Genomic DNA, 16972 nt, shown 5'->3' with positions numbered 1-16972 from the left:
TCTGCCGATTTCGCTTAGTTTTTCCCGTAGGTACTCAGTCCTTCGTTGTCTCCAATTGATGATAATATGCGCTGCAGACCAGAAAGGTTTTGCTGCAAAACAATCGCCACATCCTCCTCTTCGATATGCCCCAGGATACCAATCTGGCCTTTGAAACCGACCTTCGTCAGGTAAGCCATCATCTCACTTTCCCGGTCGCCCGAACCGATGGGTAATATCTTGGGGCCTTCTTCCCTCATGCCATTCATATTGACCGCCCACAGATAGGGGAGTGCTGCATCGATAATGTCAGTATACCTGTCGAGTTGCTCATGGGCATGATGGAAGTTGTAGATGATGCCTACATCTTTAAAGCCGCTGGCCTCAATTACCTTCACCTGATTGGCGGGCTCTCCAAGCCAGTCGCCATGGTTATAAAGTGCTATGGTACACCCGACCTCTGTAGCTTTTGCGTGAAGATAGTCCAGCATCTCTTTTGATTTGAGCACTTTCGCCTCTTCATCAAGCCCTTCCAGAAAATTGGCATGAAAGCCCACCCACAGCTGCGTTTTCAATTTGGTTTCCTTTAGATAGCTAAGTAGCTGGAGGTTGGCGCTGCTAAGCTGCTGAGGGCTATCTGTATTGGCATCTATCCAGATCCAAACAGCATTGACTTTGATGTTGTTCTTTTTTGCCAGCTTCCACTCTTCAACCGAAGTGGCCAAATGTTCCGCCCTCCAATCGTAGGCATATGACTTGAAACCCAATTCTTTAAGCATCGCTATTCTGTCGGCCGGGCTGCGGTGTTTGATATCGTAGGGCACAATGCACCACGCAAAGAGGTTGCTCTTACTGTAGATACTTTGGGCTGTTGCGTTGCTGAGAAGCATCAGAGCAAGACTAACGGTGGCAGCAATGGTCTTGAAAGATTTCATGTTTAAGCAGTTTGGCATATCACCAAAGATAGGCGCTACCTTGACAAAACCCTGAGTTAAAACAAAAGCCCCGTCCAAAATCATTTGAACGGGGCTATAAGGTGTTTTGGAAGTTGTTGTTACTACTTCAGCGTGCTGGTAAAGCCTTCCAGTTTTTGGCTCACCTGGGTGTCGACCATAAATGAAAGTCTCACTTTATCCCAGGCCATCGTTACTTTAGCCACTTTGTTGTCTTCAGCGGAAACAGAGTAGGCAAGCCTTTCCATTGAGTCAGCTGCCATAACAGGAGTTGCTTTCACGGAAACAACATCATCTTTAGCTACTGCCTCTTCATCAATTTTTCCATCCTTCATGTAGGCAAATACTGAATTGCCTTTGCTGTTCAAGTGGATCGTCCACTCACCAGATGCCTGCGGAGTGATGAAAACAGGGTATTTACCTGCTCCTACATTTTTTCCACCGATACTCACACTAGTGCTGAATTCAATTATCGTTGGTCCGTTAGCGCCAGCTCTCCAGGTTACACCATACTTTTCCAGGTCACCAAAAACTTTTCTGCCTTTTACTGCTGGCGATGAATAGTCAACGCTAATTTTTGTAAAGCCAACATTCTGCGAAACATAACCTGCTGGGCTGGGCGCAGGAGCTTGAAGCTGAGCCATTACACTCTGGCTCGCCGTAGCGAATAGGATAACAGCCAATACACCAAAAAATAATTTAACGTTTTTCATTGCTTATAAGGGTTTTAGTTAATAACAGGTTAATTGATCAAATATACTAGAGTTCTTTGAGTGCTATCATTGCTGTGTTGACAGCATTGTCGGAAGTCCATGCAATAATAAGGCTTTTTCCGTCAGAAGTCAGCTGTGGAAACCCTGTCTTCCTCTCGGTTGAAATCTCTGTGATGTCCCATTCTTCAAGCCGCTGCCCGTCTATTGTGAACACGGCCACTTTCAAAACGCCGGTTTCTTCAACTACCTCTATCCAGCTTACGGCCACGTAGTCTTTGTCGATAAGTTTGACGTCTGCTCTTCCAACAGTCGACTTATGGCTGACTTTGATAGGTACGGAGGGATGCTCTCCCGCATCACCCGACAACGACAGCTGCACCTTGGGGGTCTCATCGGCTGCTGTAAACCAAACAACAGCCACCTGCTCATCAATAGCATCCGACTGAGGGCCATTTACCGGACAGGCCATAATGTCCCAGCCATCCTCCCCAAGCAGACTGGGCGCTGTCCATCCTTCTTCTGTCCATCGCACCTCGGCTATGTCTCTCACCTCATCATCGGAGCGATCCCGGTAGAAGGTAATCAGGCCGTGGTCACTTAAAACAGAACTTGTCTGGCAGCAGTCGCATACCCGTTCGTCGAGCAGCTCTTCTCCCTCAACATGCCCGTCAACGGCCACATAGCCGCCCATAAGGGTCATTTCATTGCTGAGGTCGTGTCCACTATGCTCGCTGGCGGGTGGATACTTGCGTCCGTCGAGCCAGGAAGCAAACATACGGCCACTGGGGAAGGGGACAAGCGAAACGAAGCCATGTTCCCTTGGAAGGGTGTCGCTGTGCAAAGTCACCGGTGTGTTCCATGAAGCACCGAAGTCCTGAGACCGACTGACTTTTACGTGGTAGTTTGTGCCTCCCGTCCAGTTTTTCTCCAGCCAGTGTGCGGCCATTTTGCCATCGCCCCAGGAAATGACCGACGGGAAGTCGGCCCAGTTGACAAACCAGTTGGTGTCTTCAGCCACTTTCACCGGTGCACTCCACTGTTGGTCAGCAAGTGTGGTGAAATGCAAGGCCGCAGAAGAATCGTTATCCACCACATAAGAGAGGATAACCTTGCCAGATGCATCCGTTGACAGAAAAGGCAGCGAAGCTCCACTCAGGTGAGTGGCCTCAAGTTTTTGCACAGGCATCCGCTCTTCGCTGGGCGCTGGTGCGCAGCCTTTTAAAATCAAACCACCAACAATGATGGCTCCAAATAACTCTTTCTTCATAGCTTATTTGTCTCGTTAATTAGCTTAATGCTTTCAGGGCTGTCCCATTCCCGGGCACCGGTTTCTTTGAATACTAGTTTTCCCTGCTCATCGAAAATGAAAGTAGTAGGCAAGGCAAATATTTCCAAAATACCCAAGTCGGCTTCCGTGGCAACGATATTAAAAGAATAGCTATTCTTCTCTATAAATTTCGATATCCTCTCAAGCTTTTCATCCGAAGCTGCCAGCATCACGACGTTTTTCGCTGCAAGCAATTCGGTTGCTCTTTCAATGGAAGGCATTTCGGCCAAACAAGGCTTGCACCAGGTAGCCCAGAAATTGACAAAAACCCGTTTGCCCGCCAAGGTGGTGACATCCAACTCGCTACCATCGAGGTTTCGAAGCTTCAGTGTAGCAAGAGAAATGTCTTTCGCAGCCAGCTTTTGTCCGGAGGACGTCGCCGTGCCAGACTTGTTTCCGTCGCTACAGGCAGCCAACATAAAAACCGCACAGACCAATACTATATGAATAACTCTCATCACTTACTTTTCTGCAGGAGTTTCTTCAACCGCAACGAGGTCCATTTTGCAAACAGGACACTTGCCAGGTTTGTCGCTTGCGCTGCCTTCGCATTTCATGGGACAAATATAGGAAGCGGCTGCCACAGTAGTGTCGGAGGCAGCTGCTTCGTGCTGATGGGCGTCATCATGTGTCGCTGCTTCTTCAGTAGTTTTTGGGTTGCTGTTACATGCATTCAATGCCAATGCTGCAGCAAAAAGGGAAGTCAATACAATGTTTCTCATAATAGGGATTAAAATTAGTTAATAATTATTTTACAGGGGTAATTGTTCTTTCTACAGACCCGCAGGAGAGCATAGCATCTCCATAGTAGGGGTTTCTTATTTCTTTCTCCAGGCTGAGCCAGTCGGCACCCTTGTTGCTGTCAGCCATAGGGCAATGCTGCTGATAGAAGGTCGTGTTCGCTACGCCAAATTGCTCGACTGCCAGCATGAGAGCAGAGGACAGGGGCACGAAGGCTGCTCTCTGAGTGGCCAACTCGCCTGTGTTGGCGATCAACTTTATGTTTTCTTCCAACAACTCCAGTGTGCTCATCCAGGCCATATGAACCTGGTGGTCGCTCAAGAGCTTCATGTCAATTTTCGATAACTTTTCCTTTGCTGCTCGAGCCAGTTTTTGAGCCTTTTCGGGGTCGTCGTTGACCAACTCATTCTTTAGACTGATGTAAGCCATGGCGAAATCCGTCAGCTGGTTTCTGAATGCCGCAGGCACACCCGAACCGGATTGACTCTCGGCTGTTTTCTGACCCGTTAGCATCACCATGTGGTCATGATTAAAAGCCGCCGCCTTACCATCAGACTGACGATTCATCATGCTGGGCTTACCTGCCAGCTGTGCGGCTGCGTCGATGCTGAATGTGCCATTGACTGCAATCTCCTCGCCGTTTTCGAGGCCTTCCTTCACTATATAACTATCGCCAAGGGCAGGCCCAAGCACCACCTCTCTGATGACAAAGCTAACTGACTGGTTGCTGGCCACTTTTACATACACCACCGACCGCTGGCCGGTCCACATCACTGCAGTTTTGGGAACGACGATATTTTCAGCCTTGCCGGGAAGGTTAGCCTCCAGCGTACCCGACACAAACATTTCCGGCTTCAGCTTCGATGCGCTGTTCTTCACTTCCACTCTTGCTTTTGCCACCCTCGTTTGAGCGTCAATGATGGGGTCGATGAAAGAGATGGCGCCGCTGAAGGTTTCGCCTGGCAAAGACGCAACAGTAAAAGGTACCTTGTCGCCTTTTTGGACCCAGGTCATATCCGATTCATAGACATCAAAAAGCACCCAAACGCTTGATAAATCGACTATTTCGTAGATCACCTGGCCCTGTGCGACGTGGTCATGCCGGTTCACTAGTTTGTTAGTCACATAGCCAGAGTTATCAGCAAGCAAAGGAAACGATTCTTTGACGACGCCGCTTTCAAGTATTTGATCGATCTGGCTATTGGTCAGCTTCCAATTTCTAAGCTTTTCTTTAGCTGCCTCCAGCAACTGCGGCTGGGTGGCCTTCATTTTCGATGCCTCCAAAAGCTCTTTTTGCGCATTCACAAGGTCAGGGGAGTACAAAAAGGCGATGGTTTGCCCTTTCCGTACATATTCTCCCGTAAAATTAATGAGTAGCTTTTCGATACGGCCAGGAATATGAGATGATTGCGAAAAAATCAGGCGCTCGTCGGCTTGTACTTTGCCAATGAGCTTCACCGATTTGATTGGCGCCACTGAGCCAACCACGGCTGTGCTCACATTGGCAAGCTGCATAGCCACTGGCGACATGCTGATGGCCATTGGATCAATGCCTTCGTCCATGCCACTTTCAAGTGGGATGAGGTCCATTCCGCAAATGGGGCATTGCCCAGGCTCATTTTGACGGATCTGGGGATGCATTGAGCATGTCCATATTGTCTCTTCTGCTAAACCATGCTGATGGTCTTCATTTGCTGATATTTGTTGAGAACCGCCAAAAATCAGCCATCCAATCAATAGCCCCATTACCAGGGTAACCAGGCCGGTTATTACTGTTTTTTTATCTATTGTCATTTCAATAAACTTTAGCTGTCACATAATACAATTTTGCGAGTGCCACCTGATAAGCTGTGGCTGCCTCGACTTTCATTTTCCGATACTGTAGCAATTGTTGCTCCGTGGCCAGCACCTCTTCGAAATCAGCTTCCGAATTGCTGTAGGCTGTGAAAAGAAGCTCCAGCATACGGTCAGTTTGAGTGGATTGACCTTCGTAAAGACCTATCAACTCCCTTTGTTGAGCAAGCTCAAACCTTGTGACTTCGTAGTCGGTAGCAAGGGCATTGACAGTGGCCTGCTTCTGAAAGGCATAACTTTCCTGCATCAGTTGTGCCTCTTTCACAGCCGCCCGGTATTTCTTTCTGAAAACCGGCAGGCTGACAGACACCATTGGCATGATGGCATCCTTGCCATTGTCGGTTGGTGGTGCAGCGCCTGCCGCCAAATCTGTTCTTTCCCCAACGATGATGTAATCGACACCGACGCCCAGTTTTGGAAGCCCCTGCTTACGGGCTGCATATTCCGCCGTCTGGCTCCCTTCAATCTTCAACTCCAGTTCGGCTATCCGTGGGTGGGTGGTGGGCAATGAATCGCCGGCATTTAGAGCATCGTCCACTGCCAGCGAATCGATAACAACTATGTCTTCACCTATATCCCGATTCAAAAGGTTGTTGAAGGCAGTCTTCAGCGAAGCCTCTTCCTTGTCAAGAATAGTCAACCTGGTGTTGGCACTTTGGAGCATGATGTCCACCCGGAGCACATCCACCATCGTACCGCTGCCGCTACTGAATTTTGCTGTCGCTATGGCCTTGTATGATTCCAGAAGCCGGATATTGTCTGCTTCGATGGTTTTGAAGGCGTTGAGCTCGTAAAGCGGATAATAAGCAGCGGCCACCTGATAATACAGCCTGTTTCGCTCGTCCAAAAATGCCTGGTACTTCGACTCAGCCATCAAGGCAGCGACATGGCCCTGCGCCTTCAGCGTGCCAAACCAGGGGAACATTTGAGAAAGACTGAACCTGGCTCTTTGGGGCCCCACACGTGTTTCAATCATTTGGCCAAAAGCACTGACTGTAAGATTCGGATCCTGCAAGCCACTTGCCTGCGACACCTGCTCGAGGGCTGCTTCAAATGCCTTGTGAGTTGCCTTCAGACCCGGATTGTTCTCTGCGGCCATTTGCTGGTACTCTTCAAGCGTTTGTGCTTGAATTGCCCCGGCAGCCAAAATCAAGATGATATAGATGATGCTTTTCATTTTGCCTCCCTGATTTGTTTTTTGATCACTGTTTCCCTCCAAAATGCCTGCAGCACCGGCACTACAAACATGGTCATGATTTGAATCGTCATGCCGCCGAATGTCGGGATGGCCATGGGCACCATGATGTCTGAGCCCTTACCAGTGGATGACAGGACAGGCAGCAGCGCAATAATGGCAACAGCCGCCGTCATCATGGCTGGCCGGACTCGCTTTTTGCCCGCTTCCAGCACCGCTTCACGAACTCCCTGAATGGTCGTTGGTTGCTTTTCCTCAAATACCTGATGGATATAGGTTCCCATAATCACGCCGTCGTCGGTGGCAATGCCAAACAGGGCAATGAAGCCCACCCAAACGGCCACACTCAGGTTGATCGTATGCATTTGGAACAGGTCTCTCAGGTTGACATCAGCCACGGAGAAGTTCAGGAACCACTCCTGGCCGTAGAGCCAAAGCATGATGAAGCCACCGGCGAAAGCTACAAACACCCCCGAAAAATGGATCGAGGAAGCAATGACAGTTTTGAACTGGAAGTAAAGCAGCAGGAAGATCACCAGCAAGCTAATGGGGATCACGATAGACAGTCGCTTCACAGCTCTTACCTGGTTTTCATAGCTTCCTGAAAATTTATAGCTGACACCGGCAGGTATTTTGAGAAGCCCGGCATCGATCTTTTCCTGAATGGCGGCTTGTGCACTATTTACAACTTCCACCTCGGCAAAGCCGTCCCTTTTGTCAAACAGCACATAGCCGACCAGAAAGGTTTCCTCGCTCTTGATCATTTGCGGGCCCCTCACATACTCCATCTCCACAAGTTGGCCCAATGGAATCTGAGCACCGGAAGGAGTGGGGATTAGGATCCGTCCCAATGTTTCGGGGTCGTCCCGAAGCTCTCTTGGATAGCGAACCCGCACCGGGAACCTTTCCCTTCCTTCCAGCGTCGTTGTGATTTTCATGCCGCCGATAGCCGTTTCGATGCTTTGCTGCACGTCTTCCACTGTCAGGCCATACCGGCCAATCACCTCCCTGTTGATATTCAGATGGAGGTAGGGCTTGCCTACAATCCTGTCAGCAAAAACAGCCTCCGCTTTTACTGAGGGAACTTCTTTTAAAATACCTTCCAGTTGCATGCCGAACGCCTCGATGGTTGGCAGGTCGGGGCCATAAACTTTGATGCCCATGGGTGCTCTCATGCCAGTTTGCAGCATGATCAGGCGTGTTTCAATCGGCTGGAGCTTCGGAGCGGATGTAACGCCAGGTATTTTCGTCACCTGCACAATTTCGTCCCATATATCGTCGGGAGACTGGATATGGGGGCGCCAGTTCCTGAAGTATTGACCGTCCTTGTCGCGAATGAGCTGGCTGCTTCTTGTTCCCAGCCGAAGGGCTTCCTCGTTGGATACCGCCTCTCCAGACGACAACATAAAATTGCCGTCGGTGTCAGTTTTGAACCTTGACCTATGGCCGTCTTCATCCACTACATACTCTGGCTTGTAATTGATGATGTTTTCGTACATCGAAATTGGAGCTGGATCGAGTGCTGACTCCGTTCTTCCCATCTTTCCTACCACCATATCTACCTCGGGAATCTGGCTCACCATCATGTCGAGCTGGCCAAGCACTCTTCGGTTTTGCTCCACACCGGCATGAGGCATGGAGGTGGGCATGAGCAAATAACTTCCTTCGTTGAGCGAAGGCATAAATTCTGAACCTATACCCGGGAATTTTTCAGCCAGCACCTTCCATGGCCGGGAGGCTCTCACCTTTTCGCCGGCTACACTGAAAACGGTGTCGAACCCGAGCCAAATCACAACGCCAAGCAAAATGGTAAACGCCGGAAGCAGCATGAACTTGCCCTTATTCACCAGGCACCATTTCAAGATCGGTTCATAAAAATGCACCACCGAAAGAAGTGCCAGCAAAATTGACCCTATCAACACAATGACAAAGAGGTAATTCAGCACCAGGGAGTTCCCCACACCCAGCGGCATCCATTCTTCAGCGAGAAAATAGGTAGCGATGAGCACTGCCAGTGCCAGGTTAAGGTAGCTGGTATATCGCCTGATCTGTTGAGGCCATTTGCTTTCCAATATGTTATTAATGCCGACGACGGTCAGTGCCAAAGGCAACCACATCTGAAAATAGACGGCCATCATAATGCCTGCTGCCACGAAGCTCCAATTCCATACCCGTCTTACTTTCTTCTTGTCGTAGTTGATGCCGAAAATGAAATAGGCGAGGGTAGGGAGCACCACAAGGCCAAGTACAAACGAGGCCAGCAGCGCATAGGTCTTTGTGAAGGCAAGTGGCTTGAACAGTTTTCCTTCAGCTGATTCCATGGCAAACACGGGAACGAAACTCACCACTGTGGTGGCAAGGGCAGTGGTGATGGCCGACGCCACTTCTACTGTGGCTTCATAAATCACCTTCAGCAGTGCTGTGCCGCTGGCGCCATGGTTTTCCGGCATTTCCAGGTGGCGAATGATGTTTTCCACGAAAACAATCCCAACGTCGACCATCACGCCAATAGCAATGGCAATGCCTGACAAGGCCACCACATTGGCATCAACGCCTGAGTACCGCATCACGATGAATGTGGCAAGCACACCCACGGGGAGCAAACTGGCAATGATAATCGAGGCCCGGAGATTGAGCAGGAGAATGAGCACCACGATCACACTGATGAGTACCTCGTGCGATAGGGCGGTTTCAAGCGTTCCGATGGTTTCATGAATGAGCTGAGTACGGTCGTAAAATGGCACGATGGTCAGCTGACTTTCGACGCCATTGGCCAGCGTCTTTTTGGGAAGGCCCGACGCTATCTCTGCTATTTTGGCTTTCAAATTGTTGATCACTTCCAGCGGATTCGAGCCATAACGAGCCACTACTACGCCGCCGACCACTTCTGCGCCTCCTTTGTCCAGCACCCCCCGCCGGGCAGCCGGGCCAAGGCTCACCCGGCCAATGTCGCTGATGCGAATGGGCACGTTGTCCTGTACTGCTACAACAGCCTTCTCAATATCTTCTACTGACTTAATATAGCCGAGCCCTCTTACCAGGTACTCCGCCTGGTTCATTTCAATGGTTTTGGCACCCACATCCCTGTTCGACTGCCGCACAGCCTGCATGACTGCCATCAAGGGAATGTTGTAGGCCTTCAGCGCATCGGGATTGACGTCGATTTGATACTCTTGCACAAAGCCGCCTATGGAAGCCACTTCTGATACGCCTTCGGCAGCATTGAGGCCATACTTCACATAGAAATCCTGCACGGTGCGAATCTCATGAAGGTCCCAGCCTCCTGTGGGGTTGCCTTCTTTGTCTCTGCCTTCGAGCGTATACCAAAATACCTGGCCAAGGGCTGTGGCATCCGGCCCCAGCATGGGTTGCACACCGTCGGGCAACAATCCGGATGGCAGTGAGCTTAGCTTTTCAAGAATCCTGGACCTGGACCAGTAAAACTCGATGTCTTCACTAAAAATGATGTTGACCATCGAAAATCCGAAAACTGAGGAGCTTCGGATCGACTTAACGCCGGGTATGCCCAGCAGGTAGGTGGTTAAGGGATATGAGATCTGGTCATCGATGTCCTGCGGCGACCTGCCCGCCCAGTCGGTGAAAACAATTTGTTGGTTTTCGCCGATGTCGGGGATGGCATCTACCGGCACAGGATCTCTGGGGAGAGCGTCTACTTTCCAATTGAATGGTGACGTAACAATGCCCCAACCCACCAGCACTATCAATATAAGGATAGTAACCAGCCTGTTATGTAGAAAAAAACGAATGATTTGATTTAGCATAAAGTAAATTCATTGGTCTGATGCAAATGGAAATTGAAGCATGGGAACATGCTTCGTGCAAAAGACCAATGGCTAAATCAAAAGGGCACCGAAGGAAATATAGGCGGGATACGAAGGCAAAGGTGGCCCCGTATCTGCAGCAAATGATAATGAATGAGTTGAATATGCTTCGTCGTAGGACAGAAAGTCCGGAAGCTCAATAGCATAAAGCACAAAAAGAGTGGGGGAGTCAAGCGCCAGTTTCTCAACCTTTACGAAGTTGCCATCCAGGCTCTGGTACTCTGTTGTGTTTTCACAGCAGTCGTTGGGTTCGTCGGCAGCATCCATGCAGCAGTGCTTGGTGGAGTGCCCCAGCTCAACGTTCTTCAGAAAAGGGCCACAATAATGCCTTGACACGACTACCCCTGCAATGGAGAGGAGCCAAGTGAAAACAAGCGCTATTTGTAGGATTCTTTTCAAACTGGGTCAAAAATCGACAAAACAAATAACGAAAGCAAACCCGCCTGGGTTTTATCAGTTGTGTAACGGAGTGCTACTTTTTCGAAAAGGCACTAAAAAATTCTCTTAACCTTATACTTTATCATTGATTGTTTATTTGATTTGTAATCAATTAGTTACAGTAAAATAATGCTATGCTTCGATCTGCAGCCTTTGTGTAAACCTTCACTTGATATTTTTTCCGGACCACACATATAACAGGTTTGTCGATAGCACATGGCTTCCTTTGATGTACAAACATTGATTAATCTGCAAAATTGCTCTTAAAAGCACTATATTAGCCTCTCAACGAAGGACTACACCTATCAAAAGCAAGCTGAAAGATGATCAAGAAAACATGCCTGTTGCTTTTTGCTGTATTGGTAGCCTCCGGCTATTTACAAGCCCAGACAGATAGCCTGCAACAGCTTTTTCAAGCAGCCAAAGAGCCAGGTGTGAAAGTTTCCCTGCTGATTACCATGGGGCAGCAAAGTGCTGAGACCGATTCTTCGGCTGCCTTAAATTACCTGAACAGAGCGCTTGAACTTGCGAAAGCGCACAACCTGACAAAAGAAAGTGGAGACGCCAATTTGGCGCTCGGAAAGTTTCACTATGAGCATTTCAGCTACGATTCGGCAAAAAAGTATGTTGATTTTTCCCTCGCAGCCTATCGTGAATCGCAAGACAAGGAAGGGGTTGCCAGGGCTAATTTGCAACTCTCTGAACTGTACGAAGAACAAGATCGAAGTGCAGAGGCCATTAAGGTGCTTTTTGAAAACCTTGCCTACTACGAAAGTATCAACGACTCCCTGGAGGCTGGTAAATTGCTCAACAGAATTGCCAACTCACAAAATTATCTCGGCTATCACGACGATGCTATCCTTCATTACACCCGTGCCATGGATATTTTCGAAACCATCGGGTATCAACGAGGAGTGGCCGTGGTGCTATCAAACATGGCTATCATTTATGGGGAAGAAGGAGATGCAAGAAAGTCCATTAAAAACTACCTGAGAACCATTGCCATCTATGAGGGGCTTGACAACGAACCGAACCTGCCAAGCGCTTATAACAACATAGGAAACGACTACACTGACCTGAAAATGCCGGACAGCGCTTTGTACTATTTTAACAAATCCCTGGCGCTATCTAAAACCAGGGGGGATCTTCGATCGATGGCCTTTAGCTATTTTCATCTCAACACTTTATACAACAGCATCGACATGCCGGAAAAGGGAGTCTATTACGGCAACAAGTCCCTTGAAATAGCCGAAAAAATAAACAATCACCAACTAAGGATTAACCTGAGCCACAGCCTGTCGGAAAGCTATGAAAAGCTTGGTAACTATCAGCAGGCACTGCGTTACCATAAGCAATATCAACAACTGGAAGACTCCGTTTACAATATTGAAAACAGCCAGGTCATTCATGATATGCAGGCCAAGTACGAAACCGAGAAAAAGGAAAAGGAGCTGGTTCTCAAACAGGCCGATATCGACAGACAGCAGGTATTGCTCACACAGGAAGCCAGGCTTCGCTCTGTTCTCATAGGCGGCATTGTCATTGTACTTTTATTAGCTGGCTTGATCTATCGGGGTGAACGTGCCAAAAGCAAAGCATACAATCAGTTGAGCATTCAGAACCAGGAAATCGAGACCAAAAACCAGGTAATTGAAGCAGCGCTGCTTGAAAAGGAGTCGCTGCTTAAAGAAATCCATCACAGGGTAAAGAACAACCTCCAGGTGATCAGCAGCATCCTGAACATGCAAAGCAGGTCTACGGCAAGCCCAGAAATGCTCACGGCCATTCAGGAAGGCCAAAGCAGGGTAAAAGCCATGGCCCTGATTCACCAAAAGCTGTATCAGACAGAAAAGCTCTCCGAAATAGACTTTAAAGAATACGCAGAAGAACTCACTGACCATTTGTCGTCGATCTTCCAGTCATCGGTAAACAGTGGCATTGTAAAAACCGTCACCTCCCCTGATATCAAGCTGGACATTGACCTGGCCATTCCTCTGGGTTTGATTCTTAACGAGCTGATTTCCAACGCTTATAAATATGCCTTTGAAGGAAAAACCGGAGGTGCCATCAGCGTAGAGCTGAAACGGGTAGGAGAGGATCAATTACAACTTGAAGTGGCTGATAATGGCAAAGGTCTTCCGGCTGATTTCAACCTGGAGAAGGCGAAATCTCTGGGACTGAAATTGGTGAACATACTTACACGGCAACTCAACGGTCAACTCACCGTGCACTCAGTTGGTGGCGCCCGTTTCTCCATTGTCATTCAAAATATGAAAGTGAGCGTATGATGGGTTCGTCAGTCAATGCGATGCGACGTAGTTGGAGGTTCTTTATTGCCTCTTTGCTCCTTACCTCTGTGAGTGCTATCGCCCAAAACGACAGGTTTGACGACCTGAGACAACAGTTCAAAACAGCACCCACGGATTCACTCAGGTTAGTTTTTCTTGATGAGCTGTCGTACAGTTTCGTGCAGCAAAATTTTGATTCTTCTGTCTACTATGCCGGTTTGCAAAAGGGGCTGGCACAAGCCGCCCATGATAGCGTGATGCTTGCCTACGCTTATAAAAACTACGGACGGGCTTTCGAAGAACAAGGAGAGCTAGACTCGGCAATACGCTATATTGAGAAAGCGCTAACGATAGAAAAAGCCAGCCATAACCAAAGCGGAATGGCAGGCTCCTACCATAATATAGGTCTGGTATACGACCGGCTGGGCAATATGAACCTTGCCATGGAGTACTATCTAAAGGCACTGGAGATAAAGGAGAAGTTAGGGAATCCAGTTGCACTTTCCTCCACTGTCAGTGCTATTGGGTTTGTTTACAAAGCTCAGGATCAGCATCAAAAGTCTCTGGAGCAGTTCCAAAAGGCACTCGATCTTCTCATTGAGGGCGGAGGTTCCAGTAACAGAATCAGAGGTGCTTACAACAATATTGGTCTGGCTTATATGAATTTAAAGGAGTATGATTCGGCACGGAGCTATTACCGCCGGTCAGTGGCTGGACTCAAAGAAGATGACAACCTCCGGGGCTTCGGTGCCTTCTACAATAACATGGGAGTTACCTACGACGAGAATCTTCAGTTCGACTCAGCACTCTATTATTACACACAATCTCTGCGTGTAAAGAGTCGGTCGGGCGATAAATATGGAGTGTCGAGCACCAACCACAACCTGGCTGTCAACTACCGGCGGGGTGGGTTTCCGGAAAAGGCCATTCCGCATGAGAGGGCTTCGATAGCATTGGCCAAGCAGTACAAATTTCTGGAATTACGCATGAAATCCACGGATGGGCTTCGTGAGTCATTTGCTGCCACTAATCAAATAGACTCAGCCTATTTTTACACGCTGGTTTGGAAGGAGCTTTCGGATTCTCTTCAGCGCATTGAAAGAGGAGAAACAGTGATGGAGCTTGAAGCCAAATATGAAAGTGAAAAGAAAGACAAGGAGCTGGCCCTGAATCAGGCGACGCTCGCTCAGCAGCAGTCGAGCCTCAGATCGGAGGCCCGGCTTAGGTACTTATTGCTTGGCGGCCTTGTGTTACTGACAGTCTTCCTGGTTTACGCTTATCGCTCCGAAAGAGTCAAGTCGAAATCCAACACTTTGCTTCAACAGAAAAACCAGGAGATTGAGGAAAAAAGCCTGGAGCTGGCCCGGTCGCTGGGAGAGAAGGAGGCGTTACTTAAAGAGATACACCACAGAGTGAAAAATAACCTTCAGGTAATCAGTAGTATCCTCAACATGCAGAGCAGGACAACGGCCAGCCCTGAGATGATTTCCGCCATTCAGGAAGGACAGAGTCGGGTAAAAGCCATGGCCCTTATTCATCAAAAGCTTTACCAAACGGAGAAACTTTCCGAGATAGATTTCCGGGAATACGCTGAGGAGTTGGTGCAATATCTCTCGACTGTTTTTAGCCAAAGTGGGCAAGCAGGAATTGTAAATAAGGTTACTGGCTCAAACATTAAACTAGATATTGATCTGGCTATACCATTGGGCCTTATACTCAACGAGTTAATTTCAAATGCCTACAAGTACGCTTTTGAAGGAATGCTCGGCGGAGAAATAAGCATAGAGCTGACAAGAACGGCGGATGGTCAGCTGCAACTTGCGGTGGGCGACAACGGAAACGGCTTGCCTCATGACTTCAGCATAGACAAGGTGAAATCACTGGGATTGAAACTGGTAAATATTCTTACTCGTCAGTTGAACGGACAGTTGTCTTTTCACTCGGTGAAAGGGGCTCATTTCTCCATTGTACTTCATGAGGATGGGCTTACCACTTAACAAATTTCACAAAGGAATAGGTGCTGCTTTTAGCTCCGACTGGCTACAGCGCTACGTTTATACTAAAACGTTTTGCTATTAAACCACCAATCGTTACCATTACAGCCCAAAGCGAGAGCTGCTATTTAGTAATGCGTATAAAGCAATTTTGCAGCATTGAAAAAACAACATTAAGCGGGGAGAAACATAGTTTTTTGACCTGAGGCATTCCCAAACGATTTTCATTTTTAAAAAAGCATTTACCGTTTAGTCTTTTTGGTCTATATTAGATTCTAGCCGTGTAGAGGGATTCGCCAAGCCGATGAGTAAAGTAAAAATTCTGATTGTAGAAGATGAGTTGATCATAGCCGAAGACATGCGTGAGCTGCTCGAGGGAATGGGTTATGAGGTGCCTTTTGTAGCAATGAACCTCAAAGAGGGGCTGGAGGCTTTGGACAAATATCAGCCAGACCTGGTCATGCTGGATATTATGATGGGAGGGAGACCTTCCGGTATTGAGCTTGCTCGCCATATACGAAGCAACTGCGACCTTCCCTTTATCTACTGCACGTCACACGCCGACAAGGCCACTGTGGAAGAGGCCAAGTCCACCAAGCCCAATGGCTACCTTGTGAAACCTTTTAATGCCGACGAGCTCTATTCATCAATAGAGATTGCCCTTGTCAATTTTGCCATACCAGTAAATTCAAATGCTGCACCGGAAGCCTCCCGGCAAACAGAAATGCTGGTAAAGGACGGCATGTTTGTTAAAAATGGGCAAATGTTTGTAAAGGTGAAATTTGACCAGATGCTTTGGCTGGAGCCAGATGGCAACTACACCAATATTGTTACAGGGGCATCAAAGTATGTTGTTCGGTCAAGCCTGAAGGATATTCTGGATCACCTGCCTAAAGATGCATTTTTCAGGGCGCACCGCTCTTATGTGATTAACCTGGAGCATGTGCAGGCCATCGACCTGCATCAGGTAAAAATCGCCGAACACCTGATCCCACTGGGAAAAGTATATCGTGACGAGTTGATACGCAGACTCAATCTGATGCAGTAAGGTGGTCAATTTGGTCTTTGAAACACCTTGCCCGGCAAATTAGCCACCCCGGTAAAGCCATATCTTTTTCTCAAAATCGTCCAAAAAAGAAAAATCCAAAATTTTCGTCCCCCGTTATCGGGTGTTCATCGATTATTTTCTGTCTTTTATCCCAAATAGTTGCCAAAATAAATATATGTTGATACTTTAGTTATGGTTCTACACAAACCATAATGCTCAAAGGTTAGGCTGGTAGGGAGGGAAAATACAGTCATAGAAGCTATCGACATGGATTTCCTTCCCTTTTTTTAACCAAACGCCAGCAACTGACTCATCCCTCACTTACGTCAGTAAACCCAACACACTCCTTACAAATAAATACCAAACCAGACACTTATTTTTATGAATAAGTCATTGATAGGCGGAAACATTTAGCCAATTCCAATTTTGCTTTGCTTTCTGACGGGTTTATCTGCTTTGTATTAATAACAAATCCTTAAAGACTTTTTGACCGTTTTATTGCTAATTTAAAAGTCAGAGAGGAAGCCGCAGCCAGGGGCCGAGGCATAAAAGCCTCTTAATCAGTGGTGTGTCTCATCGCCTGGCAGTCCACGCATAAAA

12 protein-coding genes are annotated in these 16972 nt (G+C 48.0%); 3 read left to right on the top strand and 9 right to left on the bottom strand.

The genetic code is table 11. The features are described 5' to 3' along the window. Positions 1-14 precede the first annotated feature (14 nt). The 9 genes from GC130_RS02255 to GC130_RS02215 all read right to left on the bottom strand — a co-directional run bounded on the left by GC130_RS02255 (position 15) and on the right by GC130_RS02215 (position 11003). Entirely contained in the window at positions 15-914 is a 900-nt protein-coding gene (locus GC130_RS02255) for a sugar phosphate isomerase/epimerase (protein ID WP_151996627.1), read from the bottom strand. 122 nt (positions 915-1036) lie between these two features. Continuing rightward, positions 1037-1645 carry a DUF2911 domain-containing protein gene (locus GC130_RS02250; protein WP_151996626.1) on the bottom strand — a complete coding sequence of 203 codons (609 nt, stop codon included), beginning with the start codon at positions 1643-1645 and terminating at the stop codon, positions 1037-1039. A gap of 46 nt (positions 1646-1691) precedes the next feature. Next, the gene (locus GC130_RS02245) at positions 1692-2912 is read right to left on the bottom strand and encodes a hypothetical protein (RefSeq protein WP_151996625.1); all 1221 of its coding nucleotides are present in this window, start codon (positions 2910-2912) and stop codon (positions 1692-1694) included. Next, positions 2909-3430 carry a TlpA disulfide reductase family protein gene (locus GC130_RS02240; protein WP_151996624.1) on the bottom strand — a complete coding sequence of 174 codons (522 nt, stop codon included), beginning with the start codon at positions 3428-3430 and terminating at the stop codon, positions 2909-2911. Before GC130_RS02240 ends, GC130_RS02245 begins: the two co-directional genes overlap by 4 nt. A 3-nt stretch (positions 3431-3433) precedes the next feature. Then, the gene (locus tag GC130_RS02235) at positions 3434-3694 is read right to left on the bottom strand and encodes a heavy metal-binding domain-containing protein (protein WP_151996623.1); all 261 of its coding nucleotides are present in this window, start codon (positions 3692-3694) and stop codon (positions 3434-3436) included. Positions 3695-3719: 25 nt separating this feature from the next. Continuing rightward, positions 3720-5507 carry an efflux RND transporter periplasmic adaptor subunit gene (locus GC130_RS02230; RefSeq protein ID WP_151996622.1) on the bottom strand — a complete coding sequence of 596 codons (1788 nt, stop codon included), beginning with the start codon at positions 5505-5507 and terminating at the stop codon, positions 3720-3722. Between the two features lies 1 nt (position 5508). Next, entirely contained in the window at positions 5509-6744 is a 1236-nt protein-coding gene (locus GC130_RS02225; RefSeq protein WP_151996621.1) for a TolC family protein, read from the bottom strand. Next, the gene (locus tag GC130_RS02220; protein WP_151996620.1) at positions 6741-10544 is read right to left on the bottom strand and encodes an efflux RND transporter permease subunit; all 3804 of its coding nucleotides are present in this window, start codon (positions 10542-10544) and stop codon (positions 6741-6743) included. Before GC130_RS02220 ends, GC130_RS02225 begins: the two co-directional genes overlap by 4 nt. A 72-nt stretch (positions 10545-10616) precedes the next feature. After that, positions 10617-11003, bottom strand: coding sequence for a hypothetical protein (locus tag GC130_RS02215; protein ID WP_151996619.1), 387 nt, complete (start codon positions 11001-11003; stop codon positions 10617-10619). 362 nt (positions 11004-11365) lie between these two features. Between GC130_RS02215 and GC130_RS02210 the strand changes: the two genes are divergently transcribed. From GC130_RS02210 to GC130_RS02200, 3 genes are all read left to right on the top strand, one after another. After that, a complete protein-coding gene (locus GC130_RS02210; RefSeq protein WP_151996618.1) occupies positions 11366-13330 on the top strand; it encodes a histidine kinase dimerization/phosphoacceptor domain -containing protein in 1965 nt (654 codons plus the stop codon). Next, a complete protein-coding gene (locus GC130_RS02205; protein WP_151996617.1) occupies positions 13327-15327 on the top strand; it encodes a tetratricopeptide repeat protein in 2001 nt (666 codons plus the stop codon). The genes GC130_RS02210 and GC130_RS02205 overlap by 4 nt, the downstream gene beginning before the upstream one ends. 301 nt (positions 15328-15628) lie before the next feature. After that, the gene (locus GC130_RS02200) at positions 15629-16372 is read left to right on the top strand and encodes a response regulator (RefSeq protein ID WP_151996616.1); all 744 of its coding nucleotides are present in this window, start codon (positions 15629-15631) and stop codon (positions 16370-16372) included. Positions 16373-16972 lie beyond the last annotated feature (600 nt).

It is taken from the genome of Imperialibacter sp. EC-SDR9, from assembly GCF_902498805.1.
Classification (GTDB): Bacteria; Bacteroidota; Bacteroidia; order Cytophagales; family Cyclobacteriaceae; genus Imperialibacter.
Note: the sequence above shows the minus strand (reverse complement) of the source record. Positions and strands in the feature narration are given on the sequence as shown.

What these genes read in the sequence shown, in the direction of transcription:
- GC130_RS02240 (WP_151996624.1), bottom strand. Translation starts at nt 3,430, where the DNA reads ATGAGAGTTATTCATATAGTATTGGTCTGTGCGGTTTTTATGTTGGCT.
- GC130_RS02230 (WP_151996622.1), bottom strand. Translation starts at nt 5,507, where the DNA reads ATGACAATAGATAAAAAAACAGTAATAACCGGCCTGGTTACCCTGGTA.
- GC130_RS02250 (WP_151996626.1), bottom strand. Translation starts at nt 1,645, where the DNA reads ATGAAAAACGTTAAATTATTTTTTGGTGTATTGGCTGTTATCCTATTC.
- GC130_RS02220 (WP_151996620.1), bottom strand. Translation starts at nt 10,544, where the DNA reads ATGCTAAATCAAATCATTCGTTTTTTTCTACATAACAGGCTGGTTACT.
- GC130_RS02225 (WP_151996621.1), bottom strand. Translation starts at nt 6,744, where the DNA reads ATGAAAAGCATCATCTATATCATCTTGATTTTGGCTGCCGGGGCAATT.
- GC130_RS02200 (WP_151996616.1), top strand. Translation starts at nt 15,629, where the DNA reads ATGAGTAAAGTAAAAATTCTGATTGTAGAAGATGAGTTGATCATAGCC.
- GC130_RS02205 (WP_151996617.1), top strand. Translation starts at nt 13,327, where the DNA reads ATGATGGGTTCGTCAGTCAATGCGATGCGACGTAGTTGGAGGTTCTTT.
- GC130_RS02255 (WP_151996627.1), bottom strand. Translation starts at nt 914, where the DNA reads ATGAAATCTTTCAAGACCATTGCTGCCACCGTTAGTCTTGCTCTGATG.
- GC130_RS02210 (WP_151996618.1), top strand. Translation starts at nt 11,366, where the DNA reads ATGATCAAGAAAACATGCCTGTTGCTTTTTGCTGTATTGGTAGCCTCC.
- GC130_RS02245 (WP_151996625.1), bottom strand. Translation starts at nt 2,912, where the DNA reads ATGAAGAAAGAGTTATTTGGAGCCATCATTGTTGGTGGTTTGATTTTA.
- GC130_RS02235 (WP_151996623.1), bottom strand. Translation starts at nt 3,694, where the DNA reads ATGAGAAACATTGTATTGACTTCCCTTTTTGCTGCAGCATTGGCATTG.